The 21,878-nt window shown below is 32.1% G+C and carries 16 protein-coding genes and 1 rRNA gene; 4 read left to right on the top strand and 13 right to left on the bottom strand.

The features are described from left to right. The 3 genes from ABDJ34_RS04875 to ABDJ34_RS04865 all read right to left on the bottom strand — a co-directional run. Positions 1-84: ribosomal RNA gene (locus tag ABDJ34_RS04875) — 16S ribosomal RNA — on the bottom strand; the annotation flags it as partial. Between the two features lie 395 nt (positions 85-479). Then, positions 480-974, bottom strand: coding sequence for a threonine/serine exporter family protein (locus ABDJ34_RS04870; protein ID WP_110057868.1), 495 nt, complete (start codon positions 972-974; stop codon positions 480-482). Beyond that, positions 974-1,768 (bottom strand): threonine/serine exporter family protein, encoded by a 795-nt coding sequence (locus ABDJ34_RS04865; protein WP_278725585.1) that lies wholly within the window; start codon positions 1,766-1,768, stop codon positions 974-976. Before ABDJ34_RS04865 ends, ABDJ34_RS04870 begins: the two co-directional genes overlap by 1 nt. Positions 1,769-1,812: 44 nt before the next feature. On the opposite strand from ABDJ34_RS04865, the gene ABDJ34_RS04860 reads away from it, so the two are divergent. After that, positions 1,813-2,316 carry a nitroreductase family protein gene (locus ABDJ34_RS04860; protein WP_412701564.1) on the top strand — a complete coding sequence of 168 codons (504 nt, stop codon included), beginning with the start codon at positions 1,813-1,815 and terminating at the stop codon, positions 2,314-2,316. 54 nt (positions 2,317-2,370) lie between these two features. On the opposite strand, the gene ABDJ34_RS04855 is transcribed toward ABDJ34_RS04860, so the two are convergent. The 7 genes from ABDJ34_RS04855 to ileS form a co-directional block, all read right to left on the bottom strand. Beyond that, the gene (locus ABDJ34_RS04855; protein ID WP_094205972.1) at positions 2,371-3,486 is read right to left on the bottom strand and encodes an NADH:ubiquinone reductase (Na(+)-transporting) subunit F; all 1,116 of its coding nucleotides are present in this window, start codon (positions 3,484-3,486) and stop codon (positions 2,371-2,373) included. 9 nt (positions 3,487-3,495) lie between these two features. Continuing rightward, complete coding sequence (locus ABDJ34_RS04850; RefSeq protein WP_002837117.1) at positions 3,496-4,080, bottom strand: NADH:ubiquinone reductase (Na(+)-transporting) subunit E; 585 nt, start codon at positions 4,078-4,080, stop codon at positions 3,496-3,498. After that, on the bottom strand, positions 4,080-4,694 hold the full coding sequence (nqrD, locus tag ABDJ34_RS04845) for an NADH:ubiquinone reductase (Na(+)-transporting) subunit D (RefSeq protein WP_412701563.1): 615 nt from the start codon (positions 4,692-4,694) through the stop codon (positions 4,080-4,082). Before nqrD ends, ABDJ34_RS04850 begins: the two co-directional genes overlap by 1 nt. Then, positions 4,694-5,299, bottom strand: a complete 606-nt coding sequence (locus ABDJ34_RS04840; RefSeq protein ID WP_353316372.1) for an FMN-binding protein — start codon at positions 5,297-5,299, stop codon at positions 4,694-4,696. Before ABDJ34_RS04840 ends, nqrD begins: the two co-directional genes overlap by 1 nt. Continuing rightward, on the bottom strand, positions 5,292-6,251 hold the full coding sequence (locus tag ABDJ34_RS04835; protein ID WP_412701562.1) for an RnfABCDGE type electron transport complex subunit D: 960 nt from the start codon (positions 6,249-6,251) through the stop codon (positions 5,292-5,294). The genes ABDJ34_RS04840 and ABDJ34_RS04835 overlap by 8 nt, the downstream gene beginning before the upstream one ends. A 304-nt stretch (positions 6,252-6,555) precedes the next feature. After that, the gene (locus ABDJ34_RS04830) at positions 6,556-7,611 is read right to left on the bottom strand and encodes a lysylphosphatidylglycerol synthase transmembrane domain-containing protein (protein ID WP_412701561.1); all 1,056 of its coding nucleotides are present in this window, start codon (positions 7,609-7,611) and stop codon (positions 6,556-6,558) included. Positions 7,612-7,740: 129 nt separating this feature from the next. Continuing rightward, complete coding sequence (gene ileS / locus ABDJ34_RS04825) at positions 7,741-10,848, bottom strand: isoleucine--tRNA ligase (RefSeq protein WP_412701560.1); 3,108 nt, start codon at positions 10,846-10,848, stop codon at positions 7,741-7,743. A gap of 369 nt (positions 10,849-11,217) precedes the next feature. On the opposite strand from ileS, the gene ABDJ34_RS04820 reads away from it, so the two are divergent. Together ABDJ34_RS04820 and ABDJ34_RS04815 are read left to right on the top strand one after the other, a co-directional pair. Beyond that, positions 11,218-11,562: a DUF5684 domain-containing protein gene (locus tag ABDJ34_RS04820; RefSeq protein WP_094207361.1), complete on the top strand. Its 345-nt coding sequence runs from the start codon at positions 11,218-11,220 to the stop codon at positions 11,560-11,562. A 9-nt stretch (positions 11,563-11,571) separates the two neighbouring features. Continuing rightward, on the top strand, positions 11,572-13,119 hold the full coding sequence (locus tag ABDJ34_RS04815; protein WP_412701559.1) for a cell wall-binding repeat-containing protein: 1,548 nt from the start codon (positions 11,572-11,574) through the stop codon (positions 13,117-13,119). 79 nt (positions 13,120-13,198) lie between these two features. On the opposite strand, the gene ABDJ34_RS04810 is transcribed toward ABDJ34_RS04815, so the two are convergent. Genes ABDJ34_RS04810 through ABDJ34_RS04800 form a run of 3 tightly spaced genes read right to left on the bottom strand, consistent with a single transcriptional unit; the run spans position 13,199 to position 18,327 of the window. Further along, positions 13,199-14,176 (bottom strand): CAMP factor family pore-forming toxin, encoded by a 978-nt coding sequence (locus ABDJ34_RS04810; protein ID WP_412701558.1) that lies wholly within the window; start codon positions 14,174-14,176, stop codon positions 13,199-13,201. Positions 14,177-14,188: 12 nt separating this feature from the next. After that, positions 14,189-15,904, bottom strand: a complete 1,716-nt coding sequence (locus tag ABDJ34_RS04805) for a CAMP factor family pore-forming toxin (RefSeq protein ID WP_412701557.1) — start codon at positions 15,902-15,904, stop codon at positions 14,189-14,191. Between the two features lie 56 nt (positions 15,905-15,960). Then, positions 15,961-18,327, bottom strand: coding sequence for a C1 family peptidase (locus ABDJ34_RS04800; protein ID WP_412701556.1), 2,367 nt, complete (start codon positions 18,325-18,327; stop codon positions 15,961-15,963). 393 nt (positions 18,328-18,720) lie between these two features. Between ABDJ34_RS04800 and ABDJ34_RS04795 the strand changes: the two genes are divergently transcribed. Further along, positions 18,721-21,852 carry a lectin like domain-containing protein gene (locus ABDJ34_RS04795; protein WP_412701555.1) on the top strand — a complete coding sequence of 1,044 codons (3,132 nt, stop codon included), beginning with the start codon at positions 18,721-18,723 and terminating at the stop codon, positions 21,850-21,852. The last annotated feature ends 26 nt before the right edge of the window (positions 21,853-21,878 follow it).

The following is a 21,878-nucleotide window of genomic DNA, read 5'->3' as shown; positions in this document are numbered from 1 at the left end:
TCTGTCTACTAAATCCCGTTCGACTTGCATGTGTTAAGCACGCCGCCAGCGTTCGTCCTGAGCCAGGATCAAACTCTCAATTTAATGTTTGTTTGAAGCTAGCTTTTCAGCTGACTTTTGCTTTTTTATTCTCACCGAATTATTGTTTGGTTTGTACTTCTCTCAAAGTATTTACTTTATTTAATTTATTAAGGTTCTATAGTTTGTTGTCTTAATGACAACTTTCTTCGCACTTTCGTAACGACTTTGTTAGTATATCATACTAACTTTTCTTTGTCAACACTTTTTTGAAATATTTTTCTTTCAAAATGTGTTTTCTTGAAATGTTACTTTAGTGAACTATTATAGTTTACTATCATCATTTCATTTTGTCAAGTGTTTTGTAAAACTTTTTTTATTTTCGTTTTACATGCATTACTTTGTTTTAAGTAATTTAAAAAGCACTTAACTCAAAGTGCTTATTTATAATATCAAGGTTTTTATTTTTTGTCAAGTGTTTTTTTGTTTTTTATTTTAAAAATCGAATTTGTTTGTAAATGCTCTATTGTATTATGCTTTATCGACTTAGATGATAAGGATGCTACAAGTATTCCTAGCGCTATGCTGGCGGCAAATAACATTGCATTTCTCGCATGTGAAAAAGCTAGTTTAGAATTTTGCTGAATTGTGTAATACATTGTGTAATACATATCTGCCCCTGGAACCAAAGAAATTATTCCTGGTATTACAAAAACTGTAACTGGCATGTGAACTTTTCTTGAAGCTATCTCTCCTATTATTCCTACGGCAATTGATGCAAACAGAGCTGCGATAAATTTATTGTTTAAAATCATTGTTAAATATTTGTAAACAAACCACGCTACAAATCCAGATACCATAACTATTTTATAAGATCTTTTTGGTGAATCGTAAAATAGCGAAAATCCTAATGTGGCAAATGATGAAATGATTGATTCTATAATTATATATATCATTAAATCGCCTCCATCATAACCGCAAAATACAATATACTACCAACACCTAGAGCTATACTCAACGCTGTAATCACAGCGTTAATCATAGAACTTATCCCAGATAATAAGTCCCCACTAAGTACATCTCTTACAGAGTTTGTAATGGAAACACCAGGAACAAATGGCATGATACAACCAACGATAATACTGTTCATATCCAAAGCCACACTAAACATTCCAAAAATTTTCAATGTAACTAAAGTTAGAAATGTCATAAACGCAACTGTAATATATGTATTAACAAATTGTGGGTTTTCTTTTCGTTGAAAAAATCTAAAAACTAGCATTTCTAATATAGATATAAAGAAAGCTACGACAGGTTCAATAATACCACCTACTAATAAATGTGCAAATAATCCTGAAGCTGCAGATGCCCCTAGGATGTACAATTTTTTATCTACAGCTCTATTATCTATTTTGTTTATTATTTCTATTGATTCATCCAAAGTGTAAACATCTTTTACAAAATTTCTGGAAAAATTATTGATTTGATGAATTTTCCACAAATTTGTAGCCTTTGGAATTGTTCTTCTCATAGTAACAAGATCTCCAAAATCAAAACTCAAACATATAATTATACATGTATAAGATACAAATACATTTATTTTATTAACTTTTTGAATACTTTTACTCATTCTAAAAGCTGTATCTTCTACACGATATGTTTCTGCACCACTCTCGAGCAAAATTCTTGCAGTGTCAGCGACGACATCTATTAGATTTTGGCAATCTTCTTTTGTTTTAACAAATTGCAAAATATCTCCTCCAGTATTAAAATTATAACATATAGGAGGCAATTATGGATATTATCAAAAACAGAAGATCGAGAAGAAAATTTACATCTAAAAAAGTATCAATAGAAGATATGAAAAAAATTGTAGAAGCTGGAACCTATGCTCCAACCGGTATGAATAAACAAGACAACATAATCGTCGCTATTTCTGATGATAATACAATGGAAAATTTATTAAATTCCATCAGAAAGCACTTAAACAATGAAAACTACAACGGATTTTATAATTGCAAAAATATGATTTTGATTTTGAGTCCGCACGATAACAGAAATAGAAAATTCGACTGTGGATGTATAATGCAAAATATGATGTTAAAAGCTTGTGAATTAAATGTAGCAAATGTTTGGATTAATCAATTTTATGATTCTTATGATAGCGAACACATTAAAAAATTCTTACAATCTATAGACATCGATGAAGATTATGAAATAACTTGTGCACTTGCTTTAGGTCACAGCGAAGAAACCCCAAAAATAAAACCAAACAAATTTAGAACTAAATTTATCTAAAAAAAGATCGATTGAATTCTGACTCACAATCAGTTTTCAATCGATCTTTGTATTTTAGAAGTTATCGTAATAAATTCTGTCGTCAGTTACTCCAACTTCGTTCAATGCTTTTGTCAAAGACTCTATCATTCTTGGTGAACCGCATAGGTAAGCTGAGCTGTTCTTACCAGTTTCTTTGCAATATTTCTTGATTGCATCGTCAGCATGTCCAGTTTCTCCTTCCCAATTCATTTCAGGAGTTGTTCTTGACAATACTGGGATAAATTTGAAATCGTACAAATCTTCTTCAAATTCTTTCAATTCATCTAACAAGAATAAATCATCTGGAGTTTTGGCCCCAAAGTAGAATCTTGCTTTTCTCTTAACATCATGATCTCTCATATGGTTAAGGATAGATCTTATTGGTGCAAAGCCAGTTCCAGCTGCTCCCAATATAATTTCAGTATCTTCATCATGATAGTAGAAGTCACCATAAGGACCATTAATAGTAACCTTATCGCCTTCTTTAAGAACTTTGTGGCAATAAGTTGTACAGATACCCTTGGTATAACCAATTAACAATTCTATATGTTTTTCATCTCTAATACTAGATGCAATAGAATATGCTCTGAATACTTCTTCATCCGATCCTTCATATCCATCGCCTTTTGGATATTCTTCTGCTTTTAATTGTACATATTGACCTGGCTTAAATTTGATTGTTTCTCCTTCTGGAAGTTCAAATCTAAACTTAGTTATTCTATCAGTCAAAGGTAACTTTTCAACAAGAGTTGTTTCGTATTCTTTTACATTAAATAATTCTTCTGGAATTTGAATCGAAATATCTTTTTTAACTTTTACTTGACAAGATAATCTAACGCTATCGTTAAGTTCATCTTCTGTTAACATTGGTTTTTCTGTAGCAAGTACAGGACCTGCCCCATCCAAAACTTTTACTTTACAATAACCACATGATCCCTTTCCCCCACAAGCTGAAGGAATGAATACTTTTTGGTTTCTAAGTGTAGACAATAAACTATCTCCACCATCTACCGTAAATTCTTTATCGTTATTAATAGTTAGTTTTACTTCACCATAATCTGCAATGTATTTATCTGCAAATGAAAGCAACAATGCAAATAATGCACACAACACAGACACTACAATTGTTGTAATAATTATTTGTCCCATGATTCCTCCTTATGATATTTGAACTATACCAGAGAATCCGATGAATGCCATCGCCATGATTCCAGTTATAATTAAAGTTAGAGGAGATCCTTGGAGACCTTTTGGCACAGATGAATCTTTGATTTTGGATCTAATTCCTGCCATTGATACAATTGCTAGCATCCAACCAAGTCCACTTCCTATTGCAAATCCAACTGTTTGCAAGAAGTTGTAGTTTCTGATTACCATGAACAAACTTACCCCTAAAATCGCACAGTTTACTGTGATAAGCGGCAAGAATATTCCCAATGCGTAATACAAGTTCGGAATGTATTTTTCCAAAATCATTTCCAATAACTGAACAAATGCTGCTATCGATATAATAAATATTATATATCTCAAATATTCTATATTAAATCTAACAACTAATTTGTATAAGAAAAAGTTGATTATAGTTGTGATTGTCAATACGAATGTTACAGCTATTCCTAATCCTGTTGCAGTTTCAATTTCTTTACTTACTGCTATGAATGAACACATTCCCAAAAAGTTTGAGAAAATCATGTTTGAAGTAAAGATTGATGCAAAAAATATAACTAAAGGACTAATTGTCATTACTTAGCATCTCCTTCCTTTTTAAGATGAGCATTAGCAATCCACATAATAATAGGTAAAATGAAGAATGCTGCTGGTGGCATAACCATCATTGTCCAAGGCACAAAACTTTCAGGCATTATTCTGAATCCAAATACACTACCGAATCCCAATAATTCTCTGATTAAAGCTATAAGCACAAGAACTACAGTATAACCCAAACCTGATGCCACACCATCTACAAAACTACTTACAGGATCGTTACTAATAGCAAATGCTTCTGCACGTCCCATTATTATACAGTTGGTAATAATCAATCCAACATAAGGTCCTAATGTTTTACTCATTTCTGGCATGTAAGCCTTTAAGAAAATATCAACTATTATTACGAAGAACGAAATAATAAATACTTGAACCATCATACGAATGTGTTTTGGAGTTACTTTTCTAAGTAAACTAATCAAAAACGATGAACATCCTGTAACAAACGCTAGGGCGAGTCCCATAACCAAGGAGTTCATACACAAGTTTGTTACTGCTAATGTGGAACAAATTCCAATAACTTGAATAAGAACAGGGTTGTCATCAAGCAATCCATTTTTCAATAATTTGGTATATTTATTTGAATTAGCCATTATTTACCTCCATTCTTAATAAACTCATTCACATCTTCATTAATCATATTAACAACAAATGTAGATGTTTGAGTAGCGCCGCTTATAGCATCAATATTTCCACCGTTTGCTGGTTTATTGATTACAATTTTACCGTCAACTGGCTTTGAAATATCCAAATCTCTATATTGGTTTTTGTATTCATCTTCTGTAATACGTCCACCCAAACCAGGAGTTTCATCTTGTTTAATGAATTCTATTCCAACAAGTTTTTTCATATCTTTACTTATCCCTACATATCCACTGATTGAACCCCAAAGACCAGGTCCGTTGATAGGAACTGCATAAGCTTTTTCTTCGCCATCTTGTTTTAAAATGTAAAGTTTATTACCCTTATAGTCTTCTTCTTTGACATTGTCTTTAAAAGTTTTGTCGATATTTGATGCAGAAGTATCTTCAGGTAAGATATTAAATACATTTAAAATTTTTTGTTTTAATTCGATATCTTGATTGAATTCTATTGTAGGAGTTGTAACATGATTTAACAAAGCCAACGCTAATGTCAAAACTAGTGTCAATCCCAACATAAAAATTACTGGATATACGACTGATTTTTTCTTAGCCATTAACCTTGACCTCCTTATTTGCTTTTGCTTTTTTATTAGCTTTAACTTTATTTACACAATAATCAATTATTGGTGCAAAAGTATTGCCAATAAGAACTGCAAACATAACACCACCTGCAAATAGTGCAAATCCTCTTATAATTACAGTTACAATTCCTATTATGAAACCATAAATCCATTTACCAATTGGAGTCTTAGCTGCAGATACTGGATCTGTTGCCATGAACACTGTACCGAATAAGAATCCTCCCATTAACATTCCGTAAATAGGATTAGGAACAGAGGTTACACCTACTGCGTTAAAAATTAAACTTAATACGCAAAAACCAAGCACACTTCCTGCCATAATTTGCCAACTTGCAACTTTTTTATAAATCAAATAAATTGCTCCAATAATAATCAAAACTTTGCAAGTTTCACCGATAACGCCAGGAATTTGTCCTAAAAGCATAGTTGGAATTGTTTCAAATGCTGAGTTAACCTTAAATGCTGTCATTGGAGTTGGTTGTGTCATAGAATCCAATGATTGAGTTAAGTAAGTTCCAAATCCTCCAGGAAAACCTCCTACAGCTTTGTTCCAATAAATAGTCATTTGTTGAGGAAAATTAACATAAATAAATACACGAGCCACTAAGGCTGGATTGAAAACATTTTTTGCGAATCCTCCAAAAACCATCTTCCCGAAAAATATACCAAACGCTATACCAACCGCTGAAATCCAAAAAGGAATAGATGGTGGTAATGTCATTGTATACAAACAGGATGTGACAATAGCTGCTTCAGATATTTTGTTTCTTTTGAATATCTTCGCGTTAGATAAATATTCAACAAGGCATGCAACAATTATGTTTAGCGAAAACAAAGCTAACACTCTTAGCCCATAAAAATATATCGCCACTAAAGCAATCGGCAAAAGAGCAAACATAACAGGATGCATCATTTTTTGTTTCATAAAATACTTATTATAAAACTCTTTCAAACCTTTCACCCCTTATAAAATTTTTTATATATAAAATCCATAAAATACGGATTTGTTTTCATTAATAAAAGCTTTTCATTATGTACTTAAAAAAATATTTCTTTTATTTATCATATCATAACTCCTCTCAAAATCAATGATAAAATTTGTTATTTTTAATAAGTACAATATCATGCCCCAAATATATTGACTATATATAATATACCCATTTGATTAAAAAAATATTTATCACGTATTATTTTTTAATAAAAAAATCGATCTAAATTAATAGATCGATCTACTGTTCTTGATTCAGTTTTATAAGACTGTTGTTTTTCTGATAATTTTTACGATTAGTCTTCACTAATAAAAAGTATAGCCCTGCAAAAGGAACCGCTAAGTAAAATGTAACAAATCTATTGATTGCCATAATACTAAACGCCAATGATTTTGGCATAAAAGAAGAATACACAAGCATCATGCTACCTTCGATAACTCCTACGCCTCCAGGAATATGAACGCTTTCAAATGAAATTGTAACCACAGCTTGGATTAAAACCAAAGTCATAAAATTAAACGAATTTAGTCCAAATGATTTATATAAGATTGCAGGAATTGCAAATGAAAACAAAAGCATCGGCATCGAAATGCAAAATAATTTCGCAAAAACTTTTTTGTTATTAATCAAAAATTTTCCGAAATTTTTGTGTTCTTCAATTGTTTTTGTAATATCTTCTTCCGATTTACTGAAACGTTTCAAAAGTTTAAATTTAGAAAATACCGTGTTAAAAAATCTAATTACTCTAGCCGCTAATTCACTATCAAACATCAAAAAACCTATTCCAATTACCAAGACCAATTGACACACTATTCCATATATAACCAAATATTTAAATTCAGAAATCGCCGCAATTTTACCTACTAATCCAAAAATCATTGCTACAAAGAAAATAATTACCATAGACAAATGATAAATCCAATTAAAAGAAAGTAATGAATTAATCGTAGTCATTGAATCAATATTATCCGTTCTCATTGTATGATATTGCAACGGTTGTCCAAGGCTACCACCTGGAGATATCATGCTGAAAAAATAATCTGTAAATGTATATCCGAAGCATCTTTTAAACGATACATCATATCCTTGTATACTTAGAAGATATTTGTATGATATAGCTTCCAGTAGAAAAAACATAAACATAGTCAAAACACATGCTGTTATGAAAACTGGTCCTATCTTTTTTATTACATCAAAAGCATCATCTGCTCCAATTTTATTTTTTATGAAAAAAATTGCTCCTAAACTAAATGCAAATACTAAAATCGCTCTTAAAATTGTGTTTTTGTTTTTCATCTTCCACCTCATATGATATAAGTATACCATTAGTGTAGTACAGTTTACAATTAGTTTTTTTAATTGTTGACTTTTTGTATACTTTTGAGTGCAAAAAAGCCTACCGAAATTAATCAGTAGGCTAATTCGTTATTTTCTTATAACTTCAATTCTAACATTTTCTCCATTCAAATCAACATCTTCACCATCTACATTTTCATCAATAATTATATCGACAGTCAATGTTTCATCTTTTATGAAGTCTTCATATTGTTCAATTGCTTTTTTAATATCATCTGTAGGATTAATTTTAATTATTATATTATCCAATACATCAAAGTCGTTTGATTTTCTCATTTGTTGAACTTTACTTACAAGCTCACGAGCATATCCTTCCATTAACAAATCGTCAGTGATTTCTGTGTCCAAGATTACAAAATAATCTCCTTGCATTGTCACATCGAAGCCTTCTTTGGAGTTGATTCTTACATCAACGTAATCTCTCTTGATATCAATGTCTTCATCGTCTAATTTAATATTCAAATCTGATTTATCTAGTTTTGATACGAAATCCTTGGCGTTTATATCTTTCAAATAATTTCCAAAAGATTTGATGTGTTTACCAAGAATACTACCTGCAACTTTGAAGTTAGGTTTTAGTTCGTAATTCATGAATTCTGATAAATCCTTCTTGTATTCGATATCTTTTAAGTTGATTTCTTCTTTGATTAAATCCTTGAACTCTTCAATCTTATCCTTAAATCTTTCATCTAGGACGATTTTCTTCAATGGTTGACGAACTTTAATATTCACTTCTTCACGAGAAGCTCTTGCAAGAGTTACAAAAGTTCTTACCATTTCCATCTTTTCTTCTAATTTATTGTCGATTAAATCTTCATTTACCTTATCAAAATAAGCTAAGTGAACTGATTTTTCGCCTGTTAAATCGTGATACATTTCTTCTGCTATAAATGGAGTAAATGGAGCAATTAATTTTGTAAGTCCAACTAATATTTCGTAAGTTGTGTTGTAAACAGCTTTTTTATCAGTATCCATTTCAGTTTTCCAGAATCTTCTTCTGTTACGTCTGATGTACCAGTTTGATAAATCTTCGATTACAAAGTTAGAAATTTCTCTAGCAACTTTTGTATATTCAAATTGATCCATGTTTTCAAAGTAGAATTTTTGTAGATTTGTAAACTTAGACAAAATCCATTTATCAATCACAGCTCTGTCTTTATATTCTACAAAATATTCTGTAGGGTCTGTTTCATCAGTTGTTGCATACATTTGGAAGAAGTTGTAAGTGTTTCTGAATGATCTGAAGAATTTGCTTTCTACTTCTTGTAATCCACTTACATCAAATTTTGTTGGAATCCATGGTGGAGATACATAAAGTGAGTAGAATCTAACAACGTCTGCTCCGTATTTGTCGAATAATTCAATCGGATCAATTGTGTTTCCTCTGGATTTACTCATCTTCTTTCCATCTTTATCCAAGATTAAATCATTTACCAAAACATTCTTGTATGGTGCTTTTCCTGTAATCATTGTAGAAATAGCTAGCAATGAATAGAACCATCCACGTGTTTGGTCAATTCCTTCGTTGATGAAATCTGCTGGGAATACTTTATCGAAATCATCTGTGTGTTCAAATGGCCAGTGTTGTTGTGCAAATGGCATAGCTCCAGAGTCAAACCAAACGTCAATAACGTCTTTTTCTCTTGTCATTATTTCGCCACATTCTGGACATCTAATATGAACATCGTCAACGTATGGTCTGTGAAGTTCGATATTTTCATCTATATCTTCAATCGCTAACTCTTTTAATTCTTTTCTTGAGCCAACAGAAAGTGTATGATTACATTTATCACATTTCCAAATATTTAATGGAGTTCCCCAGTATCTGTTTCTAGAAATCGCCCAGTCTTTTATATTTTCAAGCCAATTTCCAAATCTTCCTTCTCCAACATGATCTGGATACCAATTTACACCGTTATTGTTTTCAACTAATTTATCTTTTAATTTGCTAACTTCAATGTACCATGATGGTTTTGAATAATAGATAAGTGGTGTGTGGCATCTCCAGCAGTGAGGATAATTGTGTTCAATTTTTTGTTTTCTAAATAATTTGTTTTCTTCTTTTAATCTTTGTAAAACTTCTGGATCTGTATCCATAACATGTTGACCATCCCATGGACCGCCAACGAATTTTCCTTCTTCATCAACAGGATTGATTAATGGCAAATCGTATCTTCTTCCTGTTTGATAGTCGTCTTCCCCAAAAGCTGGCGCTGTGTGAACAATTCCTGTACCATCTTCAACAGTTACATAATCTGCCAAAGTCACATAAAATGCTTTTTTGTTAACATCATAAATAGGTAAAAGTTGTTCGTATTCCATATACTCCATGTCTTTACCTTTTAATTCTTTGATTAAAGTGTAGTCTTCGCCTTCGTGACCCAACAAATCGTGTGCTTTGTTTTTTGCAAGATATATTTTTTCTCCGTCTTTTTCTGCCAAAATATAGTCAATATCTGGATGTACTGTCAAACAAACATTTGATGGCAATGTCCAAGGAGTTGTAGTCCATGCCAAGAAGTATTCATCTGCATCTTTTCTTTTGAATTTAACATATGCAGTTGTAGTTTTGATATTTTCATATCCTTGTGCAACTTCATGTGATGCAAGACCAGTACCACATCTTGGACAATATGGAAGGATTTTCGCTCCTTCATAAATCAATCCGTCCTTGTACATTTTGTCAAGCAATGCCCATACTGATTCAATATAATTATTGTCCAAAGTAATATATGGATCATCCATGTCCACATTGTATGCCATTCTATCTGACATTTCTTGCCATTTTTCTCTGTAAGAAAATACAGATTTCTTACATTCTTCGTTGAACTTTTCTACTCCGTAATTTTCGATTTCTTTTTTATCGTGAAGACCAAGCTTCTTTTCAACTTCGATCTCAACTGGAAGACCATGAGTATCCCAACCAGCTTTTTTATATACTTTGTATCCTTGCATAGTTTTGTATCTGCAAGTCATATCTTTTAAAGTTCTACTTATAACGTGATGAATTCCTGGCTTTCCATTTGCAGTTGGAGGACCATCGTAAAATACATATCTATTTTCTTCATCTCTACTGTTGTAAGTTTCATTCAAAAGATCAATCTCTTTCCAATACTTACTAGTAGCCTGTTCACGTTCTTTAACAGGTTTCTTAGAAAGCTCCTTAAACTTTTTCATAAACAAATCTCCTTATAAAATAATTAAAAAATCCCTTGGAAAATTAATTCCAAGGGACGAATAAACCGCGGTACCACCCTAATTGTGTAAACCTCTCATTTCTTGTAACGTCAAGTAATACGCACAAACCTATTAGATCTGTGAGCTTCTTTCAGATGATTCGAATATTTCTTAATTTATCCCTCTCACCAAACAGGATTCTCTGTAAAATCAATCAAAATATTCCGTTCTGATCACAGCTTTTAATAGAATTATAATATTATATTTTTAATAATTTGTCAAATATTTATGAAAAATATACAAAATTTCTCACGCTAATGCCAATAAATTGTCTTAAAAATGCTATAATAATATAAAGGAGTGATTAAAGTGATTACAACAACAATTGTATTATTTTTATATGTAATAAATGCAATAGGATTGTGGAAAATGTTTGAAAAAGCTGGAATATTTGGATTGTGGAGTTTTGTACCATTATTAAATATCTGGCTATTGTTCAAAATAGTTTATGGAACAGGAATCGCATCCCTGGCACTACTAATTCCAATAATAAATTTCTTTGTAATTTTGCATCTAAACTACTCACAAGTAAGAGTCTACGGACAAGAGGATTTGCTTTTCAAAATAATTTCAGTATTCTTTCCTCATCTTACAAGAGTATATATTGGATGGAGTGAGCTTGAATATATCGGACCCCTTAGATCTTTAGGTTAGGAGTTAAAAATGAAAAACTTTAAAAATTTTAAAATCATTGCATTAGCTTTTGTATTAGCGATTTTCACATCACAACCAACATCAGCTATAAAGCAAATCGAAAAAGCTTCAATCGAAGGAAAAAATAGATACGAAACAGCCATACAAATATCAAAGATTTCGCATCCTAAAACATCCACCACAGCAATAATAGTAAATTCAGAAAGAATAGCAGATTCGTTGTCAGTAGGAGTGTTGGCACATAAAATAAATAGCCCGATACTTTTAACAGATTTTGCTAAAATTAACCAATCTACATTAAAAGAAATTCAAAGACTTAAATCTACAAATATTATACTTGTAGGTGGCACTCAAAGTATTTCCAAATCACAAGAAACAAACCTAATAAAACAAGGTTATAATGTAAGAAGAATATCTGGAAAAGACAGAATTGATACATCATTTGAAATAGCAAAAGAACTTTCTAACCTTAACCAAACAAAAAAGTTCGACAATGCATTTGTCGTTCACTCTACCAAATCAATCGTAGATTCAGCAAGTGTCAGTGCAGCTGCATGTCGTATGAATAGTCCAATTTTATTCGTAGGAAATGACATAAAATCATTTAAAGAAAGATATGCAAACTATACATTCAAGAACACATATTTAATCGGCGGAGCTACAGCAAAATTATCCAAAAATTTCCCAAACCCAATAATTATTTATGGGAAAAACAGAAATGATACAAGTATGAAAATAGCCGACACATTCTTCAAAAATTCAAAATATATTTTCATAGCAAAAAACGGCGATCAAAGATTTTCTGAACTTATAGACTGCGTTACCGTAGCACCATTAGCAGCAAATGAAAAAAGTCCGATAATATTTGCATCAACAAAAAACAATTTAACAAAATCAGAGAAAAATTTCTTCAATAAATTAAATCCAAATAAAATAACATTAATCGGTGGTGGACTTCATCTTAAATATGATGAAATAATCGGAAAAACTCCACCTAAAAAAGACTACGTATTATTAAATGTCCCTCAAATCAACCAAAACAAAGCAGGTTTACCAATGGGATGCGAAGCGGCATCACTACTTCAATGTCTACACTACAAAAACATCAAAACTAACACGAATATTAACCAATTTATAAAAGAAATGCCACTAGCAAAAGACAACAACCCAAACCATGGATTTGCAGGTTCACCTTTTAATATCGATGAAAAAATTTATCAATCAATACTCCCAGAACCTTTAACAAAATGGGCTAACAAATACGCAAACGCAGAAAATATTTCTGGCAAATCCTCAGAATATATAAGAGAAGAAATCTCAAAAGGAAACCCAGTAATATTCTTTGCGACATACAAATTCAGAAATCCAACATTTAAAGATTATTTCTGGGGAAAAAATGCCCTCTACAACGCACACGTAATGGTAGTAGATGGTTACGATAAAAACAGAATGCACATCGTAGATCCAGCAGAAGATAAACCAAATGGATATTGGATATCCCGCTCACTTTTTGATAAAAGATACAACATCAAAAAATACGCCGTCGTTGTGAGATAATTTAATAGTAAATACAACAAAAGCCACCATATGGTGGCTTTTTACTATTAATCTACTATTTTTCTAATCTTAATAAATTTTATTCGTAGTAAGTTTGGAATTGTTGTACTAATTGAGCTGCGATTACACTTGATGGTCTAATTTTTGCCAATTCTTGTTTTGCACGATCAATTGCTTTACCAACTTCAACTCTCTTGTCGCCATGTCTTCTAGCTCTTATAGCTTTGTTCATAGCTTCTTTTAAAGCTTCAATTTCAGTTTTACTTGCTCTGTAATCTTCGCTGTTCAATGCTTCAAATACTGCTTGGTCTAATCTGTCACTTAATTGATAAATTTCAGCTACAGTTGCTTGTGGTCTTAATCTTAAAGCAGTTATTTCTCTAATTTCTGCAGTTAATTTATCGATTACTGCACCAGACATATTCTTTAACTCATGGAATTTTAATGATCTAGCTTTTGCTAATTTGTGATCTAAGTCTGATCTTACATAGATGTTAGCAGTATCATTTAATCCTGCATCTGGGTAGCTTAATAATTTTTGTGATAATGCTTCGAATTGTGCCATGTAAACTTTCATATCTTCAACTGTGTGGAATGGAGATGCTGCAATAACGAATCCTCCGAAGATGTATTCAGCGATTTCTGCGTGAGCTGCATCTACTTTGTATCTTAATTGAGTTGTAGCGAATCTGATTGCTCTTCCCATTCTACCCAATAACAATAATCTTTGTGGAATAGATGATAAATCATAAATATCTGCTACTCCCATTCCTACTGCTGTTTGGTCAATTTTGTCGCTAATTTCAAGAGAAGTTTCGTTGAATTTGTCAACCATTTCTTGTTCGTCTTCTCTTTTAACTTGGATTGAGTTAACTTCGTTTTGAATTGATTTGATTTGTCTTTTGTAAACTTCTGCTTCATCAATTCCTAATTTTTCAGTTTCTTCTGCTCCTTGAACGATTTCAAGTTTTTCTTCTTGTGCATAAGATACTGCTGGTGCTACTGTTCCCAATAACATACTAGATAGTAATACTACTGATAATGCTTTTTTTAACATATTTTTCATCTCCTAATAATTTAGTTCAAATGTTTTTACTTGGTCTTTTAATTCGATTTTAACGTTGAAATCTTTAACCCATGTTCCAAATTCAAATCCGTTATATTTAACTGATGCAACTCCGTTGTTGAAGTAAACTTCTCTTTCAATTGCTTTTTTAGTGTTTGACACTGTTACTTTTGCTGGTCCGTTGTACTTTTTACCATTTTTAGTTGCTTTGAATTCGATTGAGAATATTCCAGCTTTTCTTTCTGAAGGGTTGATTTCTGTTATTTGATATTCGTCTTTGTCAACTTTCTTGATTACGTTTAGTTTGAATTTATTAGTTACTCCGTTTTTTGTAGTTGCAGTTATTGTAGTTGATCCTTCTGCAACTGCTTTGATTGTGCCTTTTTCATTAACTGTTGCGATAGCTTCGTTGTCTGATTTGTAAGAAACTTCTTTTTCTAATGCATTTTCAGGGAATACAAATGTCTTTGATGCTAAATCAAATGTATCTCCAATTTTTAATGTAGTAGATTTTACTGAGAAACCAATGTTTTTAACTTCATAAATATCTTTCCCAACTGAAGAGTTATCTCCAACTACTCCACCACCATTTGTATTGGTATTAAGATATTCTGAGTTTTCTCCTGTAGCTTGTAAGAATGGAATTCCTTCTACGCTGTGACCAGGTTCTACTATGTGAAGTTCAAAGTTTGATTTTGCACATCCATCTTTTGAAACTACTGTAATCATCACAGTTCCAGTTCTAAGTGGAATGATTGTTTTTCCAACGACTCTTGCCATGAATGCATTTGATGAGTAGATGAATACTTCTTTGTCTTTAACTTCGTTTGGTCTTACTACTGGGCTGATTGTTGTTGTTTTATTGATTGAGATGGCTCCCATATTGCCTTCTTTAAATTCAATTTTTTCAGCTTTGATTTTTGGTCCAGTAATTTTTTCCATTGCTTCGTGAAGTTTCTTAACTTGTTCATCTAATTCACCACATTTTACTGTGATTCTGAATTGCAAACCTACTGTTTTTGAAATTTCTTCACTTAATTCTCTTACGATAAATGAATTACCAAATCTTGTTCTTGAAGCACGTACTTTTTTAGCTTCTCTGATTTCTCTCCAAACTGCAGCTTTTTTGTAGATAGTGGCTATATCGTTTGGCCCTAAATCAGGATAAGCTAACAATTCTTGTTCCAATTGGTCAAATTTTTGGATATAATCCATAATTTGAGCTTCACTAGCAAAAGGATTAACAGCATACAATAAACCAGTTATTATATATTCTGTGATTTTAGTGTGAGCTGCTACAACTTTGTTTGATAGTTCAGTAGTAGCAAATCTAATTGCTCTACCAATTCTAATCATCAATTGTACTCTTACTGGAATTGTAGATAAATCATAGATTGTGTTTTCTAATGCTCCTACAGCTTCACCACTTCCCACTGCTTGGCGTTGTTTCATTTCAGCTACTTTGATTTCTTTGTCTAAGAAATCATGTGCTTCATAAAACTGATCCATAACTTCCTTGTACTTTTCATCAGCTGGTTCTATGTCTTCAACTGATTTTACAGCTTGTGTCAAACCTTCTTTTAATTCTGAGATTTCAAGTTTAGGTTCTTCTTGTTGTACTTCCAAAGAATCTGCGAAAACTTCACTCAAAGGTGCAACAGCTATAAAAGTCATAGCGAACACTAAAATCATTGCTAATGATTTCTTTAAATGTTTCATATTTCCCTCCTATGAACTAAATATTTTGTTTAACAATCGGCACTACCCGTTATTGATTAAAACCCAAATTTTACTGTCTCTTCATGATCTCTAATAGTTATAGTCGCTTCGAAATCTTTTCTCCACACTCCAAATTGTCCTCCGTGGAATTTAGATTGTGCATGACCTGAGTTGAAATATATTGTTCTAGTTAATTTTCTATTGCCACTTTTTACCGTTAGTTTTGCTGGACCAGAATATCCTCTGTCTCCTTCTTTTGCATCTATAAATACAGTGAATATTCCTGCACGTCTTTTAGATGGTGCGAATTTTTCTACAGTAATTTCGCCTTTTTCTTTTGGTATTACAATTATTGTAATGCTTGTTTGTAATCCTTCTTTTGTTTTGATATCTACCTTTGTTCTTCCGATTTTTTTAGCAGTAATCACTGATTTTGAATCGATGTCAATTATGTCAGTGTTACTTATATTGAAATCAAAATTTCTTATAGCAGTTTGTGGATAAGTTAAAATTTTTGGATCCAAATTAAACTTATCGCCTTGTTTAATAGTCACTGATGGAACTGATACTCCCAAGCTTCTTATAACTTTAGGATCTAGTTCTTGATTATCTATCGGTGGTTTAGGTGGTATAACTGGGATTTCTGTATTATCTGGATCTGTTTTTGGATCATAATCATTATCCCCTATTACCTCAATCATTTTTCTATCAGGAACTCTAATTCCTTCTGGAGCTACCAATAGATTAAATCTTTGTGTAATTTTTCCATCGACTGTTTTTATCAAAATATTTGCATTACCAACATTTACTGGATAAACTGTTCCGTCGTTTTTTACAACTGCAACATTTTTGTCCAATGACTCAAAAACAACTGGATCGTTATTGAATTTTTCTGGTTGAACTGTCGCGTGAAGTTTTCCTTTTTTCTTAACGCTAATGAATCCTTGGCTACCTTCCTTTACAGTAATTGAAGTTGGCTCTTCGATTACTTCATCAGGATCAACTTCTGGAACTGTATCTCTTGGAAGTACTTCTCCAGTAGTTCCGATAGCTTTTATACAAGCATTTGCGTTTTTGACTTCCTTAGTCAAGTCAGTCCATTTGTCGCCTTGTGATGAAACATAAGATTGACCTTCTTGAGCTTTTGCTTTTGAAGCATAATCTGCAATCGGCATTTCAATAGGCATTGGATATTTGTAATTAGCAGCTGACGAATCCATGTACGCTACTATTGCAAATCTTTCGCCTTTTTTTACTTTGATTTGGGTAGTATCTAATGTGTAATATCCCGGGTATTCAATCACACCGCTGCCAATTTCTTCTCTTTTAGCTGCTAAATCATCTGTAGATTGTAAATCTCTTACAATGTACAATTTGTATTGTGTATTCATAGCAACTGTGAATAAACCTGCTTGGTAAATTGTTTGATCTTCATCAGAAGTAAATACATTTGCGATGTATCCTTGCATATTGTATCCTACACTTCTTGTTGCTCCGAAATCGTCGTATTGTGAGATTACCGCATTAGGATCTTTCCTTTGAGGAATAAACACTGCATTAGATTTTCCACAGAAACCATCGTAATACGATACGTAGTAGTAACCGCCATCCATGAAGCTTGTTCCCCAACTATTTTTTACAATCCATGCTCCATCTCCAGGAGCCTTTGCTTGGAATAAATTTTTTGAAAAGTTATCATCCCATCCTACAATTGTTCCTGCGTGATCTGCTTTTCCACTTCCAGGATTGTAGTAACTTTTAGTTTCTTTTTTTTCGTAATATTTTTGAGAACTTAAAGTTGTATACACTCCACCGTATTCCATAATAGCTTGTTTGATAACATTAGTTTCATTTGCATTGTGAACATCAGGTAGATAAATAACTTTATCCAAATCAAATGCTCTTTTGACATTTGTAGGTGAAACATTAATATAAGCATCGTAAGGATCGTCTTTTTCTAAAATCGGACCAGTTCCTCTAGCAAGATATGATGTTGCAATATCTCTGTTACCTCCATCATTTGGACCCCAATCGAATCCATGCATGTTTCTCATGTGTTTTTCACTAAAATCAAATTCTTTTCCAAATAATTTTAAATAAGACTCCATGGAACCATATGTAGCAAATGTCCAGCAAGAACCATTTTGTCCTTGATTTTTGACTGAGGAAACTCTGTTAGTTTTTCTCAAATCATATTTTGCTGGCAATGCTGCTCTAGAAGCTGAACGAACTGAATCGTAAGATGTCTTCAATGGAGAGATTAACAATTCGTCATCCTTGGAATTTTCTTTAAAACTATTTTCAACAGGACTTAATTCTAGTTTAGAATTTTTGTTTTCATCTGCAAACGTTGGACCAGTAACTAACATCGATGAAACTAGAACTGTTCCTAGTAGTAGACTCAAAAACTTTTTAATTTTCATAACGCCCTCCTATTGAAATATGCTACTAAATTAATAGCCTTAATAAATATGCTCTAATTCTTAAAATTATTTTGAATCTAGATATTTATTAATTTAGTTTTTGGTATTTGTTGATTTTATTATATCACATAATTTCAAAAAATCTACATTATTAAGGAAATTTTACATTAATTATTTAAAAATTTACATTTTTTAAAATGGATTTTAACATACTACAGTGTTAAATGACTGAAAATCACAATATTTCATACTTTTATGAAATGTTTATGAAATTTTTCAATGTATATATTTATTCTTCCAAAAGTAGTATAATATAGTTGTTAATTCTTAATAGTGTTAAGTATACTATTTTAACCCTGAATTAATATTTAAAATCATTGCAAGGAGTTGAATATGAAAAGAAAAAATTTATTGCTTTTTATTGCGGTTTTTACGTTGCAATCACTGTTTTCTACAAGTTTTGCAGGAAGTCAAAACAAATTCAAATTAAACGATGATTTAACTGTAAAAGAAATCGATTTTTCTGAAGCACCTCGTAATCCCGCATTTAGCAGACAAATGAGTAGTCCTAAGACTACTAAAAACTACGGTTCAAACGAAGATCCTTTCTTGGTTAATACAAACTACGATTTGTATAATCAAAAGGAAGACATTCCAAGACAAAAAGCTTATGGAATTCCTGCAAACTTCGATTTGCGTCAGCACAACAGAGTTACTCCCGTAAAAGCTCAGGGACCAAACGGATCATGTTGGGCGTTTGCTACTTATGGTTCTGCAGAATCTAATATGCTCACAAATGGTCAATTCACAGATTTTTCTGAAAAACATTTGAGAAACACTCATGGTTTTGACTGGGGTCCTGATCAAGGTGGTACAAGAGCAGTCGCTGCAGCTTATCTATCAAGATGGTCTGGACCAATTTGGGAAAAAGATGATCCTTATTCTGCTTATGATTTTAGCTCTCCCTATAATTTACTTCCAGCAAAGGAATTGAAGGAAGCTTTGTACATTCCAGATGTAAACAATAATCAAGATCGTGACAGATTAAAAAGAGCGATAATGAGATACGGTGCATCTTACACAACTGTAAATGGTGACACAAATTATACTAATTTCTATACTATGAGTCATTATAATCCCGGTTATGGTTGGCAAAATCACGCTGTAACCATTATTGGATGGGACGATGATTATTCAAGATACAATTTCGGACTAACTCCTCCTGGAGATGGTGCTTGGCTTGTAAAAAATAGTTGGGGCGATCGTTGGGGAAATCAAGGTGGATATTATCACGTATCGTATTATGATGCTCACATTTCTAAGGGAAACTGTATTTTTGTTTTAAAAGAAAAAGATAGAAATAAATCTATCTGGTATTATGACGATTTGGGAATGACAGATAGCATCGGCTACAATCAAACTGGATGGTTTTCAAATATTTTTGGTCCTGTTAGTAGAACTAGCCAAATCGACGAGGTTGGTTTCTTCGTTCCATCAAACGGTGCCCAATACGAAATTTATGTAAATACAAATATCGGTGGAAATAGTGGTTTCAATGATAAAGTTTTGGTTGCACGTGGAACTGTGGAAAACGCAGGATATACAACTGTCAAATTCAATCCACAAAAAATTAATGCAGGAGCTTATTTTGCACCAATTGTAAAACTTACAACTCCTGGTTACAGCTACCCTATTCCAATTGAATCTATGATTTACGGATATTCTTCAAGGGCAAGAGCTGGATACAATCAATCATTTATTTCTAACGATGGATATAATTGGTCTGATTTGGCGAGAAACAGAGCAAACGCAAATGTATGCTTAAAAGCTTTCACAAAACCATATTCAGGAACCAATATCGATCCAACACCAGACCCTGATCCAGTGGATCCTACTCCACAACCAGATGTTCCTGAACCCGATCAAGAAATTAGAGTAAATAAAATCACAGTATCTGAAGACAATATTACTTTAAGAGTTGGAGAAGATTCACAAATCAACACAAAAGTTTATCCAAAAAATGCGACAAACAAGGAATTGATGTGGTCATCTTCTAACACAAATGTGTGTGCTGTAGATAATTCTGGATTAATAAGATCTTTAAGTCCCGGACAATGTTATGTAACCGTTAAGTCTGCAGACAATCCTAGAATTTTGCAATACATCAGAGTTAACGTACTAGAAAACGAAAAGCCAAATATTGATGATAGTGTTGACAAAGATGTTAAAGTCCAAAGTATTATTATGTATCCTTCCTATAAAAAAGCAAAAGTCGGAGATAAATTCAGAATTGATACTAGAATATTACCTGCAAATGCCAAAAACCGCGATATAACTTGGGAAAGTTCGGACGAAAATATCGCATCAGTAGATAATGCTATGGTTGTATGTAACAATCCAGGTAAGGTAAAAATATTTGCTAAGGCAAAAGACGGTTCGAATGTTTCAAACTTTGCTGTAATTTATGTAGAGGGTAACAGCCCTGAAAGCAATATGGCAGTAAATATTAAGTCCAATGTCTACAGAAATTCAATATCTATAGGTAATACTAATAATATTTCCGCTGTAGTAACAGATTCAAACAAACGAAATATAAAAGGTGCAAAAGTCAAATTCAAAATTACAAAACCATCTAAGAAATTAATAGAAAAAGAATTGACTACAAACTACCGTGGACAATCTATACTATATTTAAAAACCGACGAATTAGATGAAGCTGGAACTTACGATTTAAATATCACTGCGACAGATTCAAAAGGCAATACTAACGAAGATAATGTAAGTTTTGAAGTAAAAGATAACAGAATAGCTTTTGAAACTAAAGTTGATTTGGACAATACAGAAATCAAATTGAACCAAAATTCTATGATAACTGTAACTTCTAAGACTAATACAAGAAGAATTTCAGGTGCAGATGTAGTATTAAGCATCACTGATGAAAATGATAATAAACAAGAAAAAAGATTTAGAACTGATAGCTACGGTAATTGTTACTACACATTCAGACCAGAAAAACCAGGAAGATATTATATTGAAGCCACAGTTTCAAAAACAGGCTACAAAAATTCTTCAGCAAACACAACACTTATTGTAAAAGATACTGAAAACAAACCTGAAACAAAACAAACTGTAAAGTTGAAGTTCGAAACAGATAAAAAATCTTATAATCTTACTGATACAGCGAACATTAAAATATTTGCAACAGATGAAAACGACAAGAAAATCGCAAATTTAAAATTAAATATTAGAATTAGAAATCAAAAAGGATTTGACCAAACAATTACTAAAACAACTGATTCAAATGGTGTTGCAACCATGTTTATAAAACAACAAACTGCAACATCACCAACAGATTTCACTGTAAAAGCTTGGTGTGAATCAAATCCAAACACTTCTTTTGATTTGAAGGTTTCATTTGGTAGTTCAGATAAACTTCAAATCAATTCAATCTACAGTCCGTATAATTTGTATAGCAAATATAACAACAATTATGTAATTCACAATTACATTAGAAATATTAGATAAAATTAACGCCCTTTATACTGTGTGAT

The organism is Finegoldia dalianensis, from assembly GCF_046255015.1.
GTDB lineage: Bacteria > Bacillota > Clostridia > Tissierellales > Peptoniphilaceae > Finegoldia > Finegoldia magna.
This window is presented reverse-complemented; position numbering and strand designations above follow the sequence as displayed.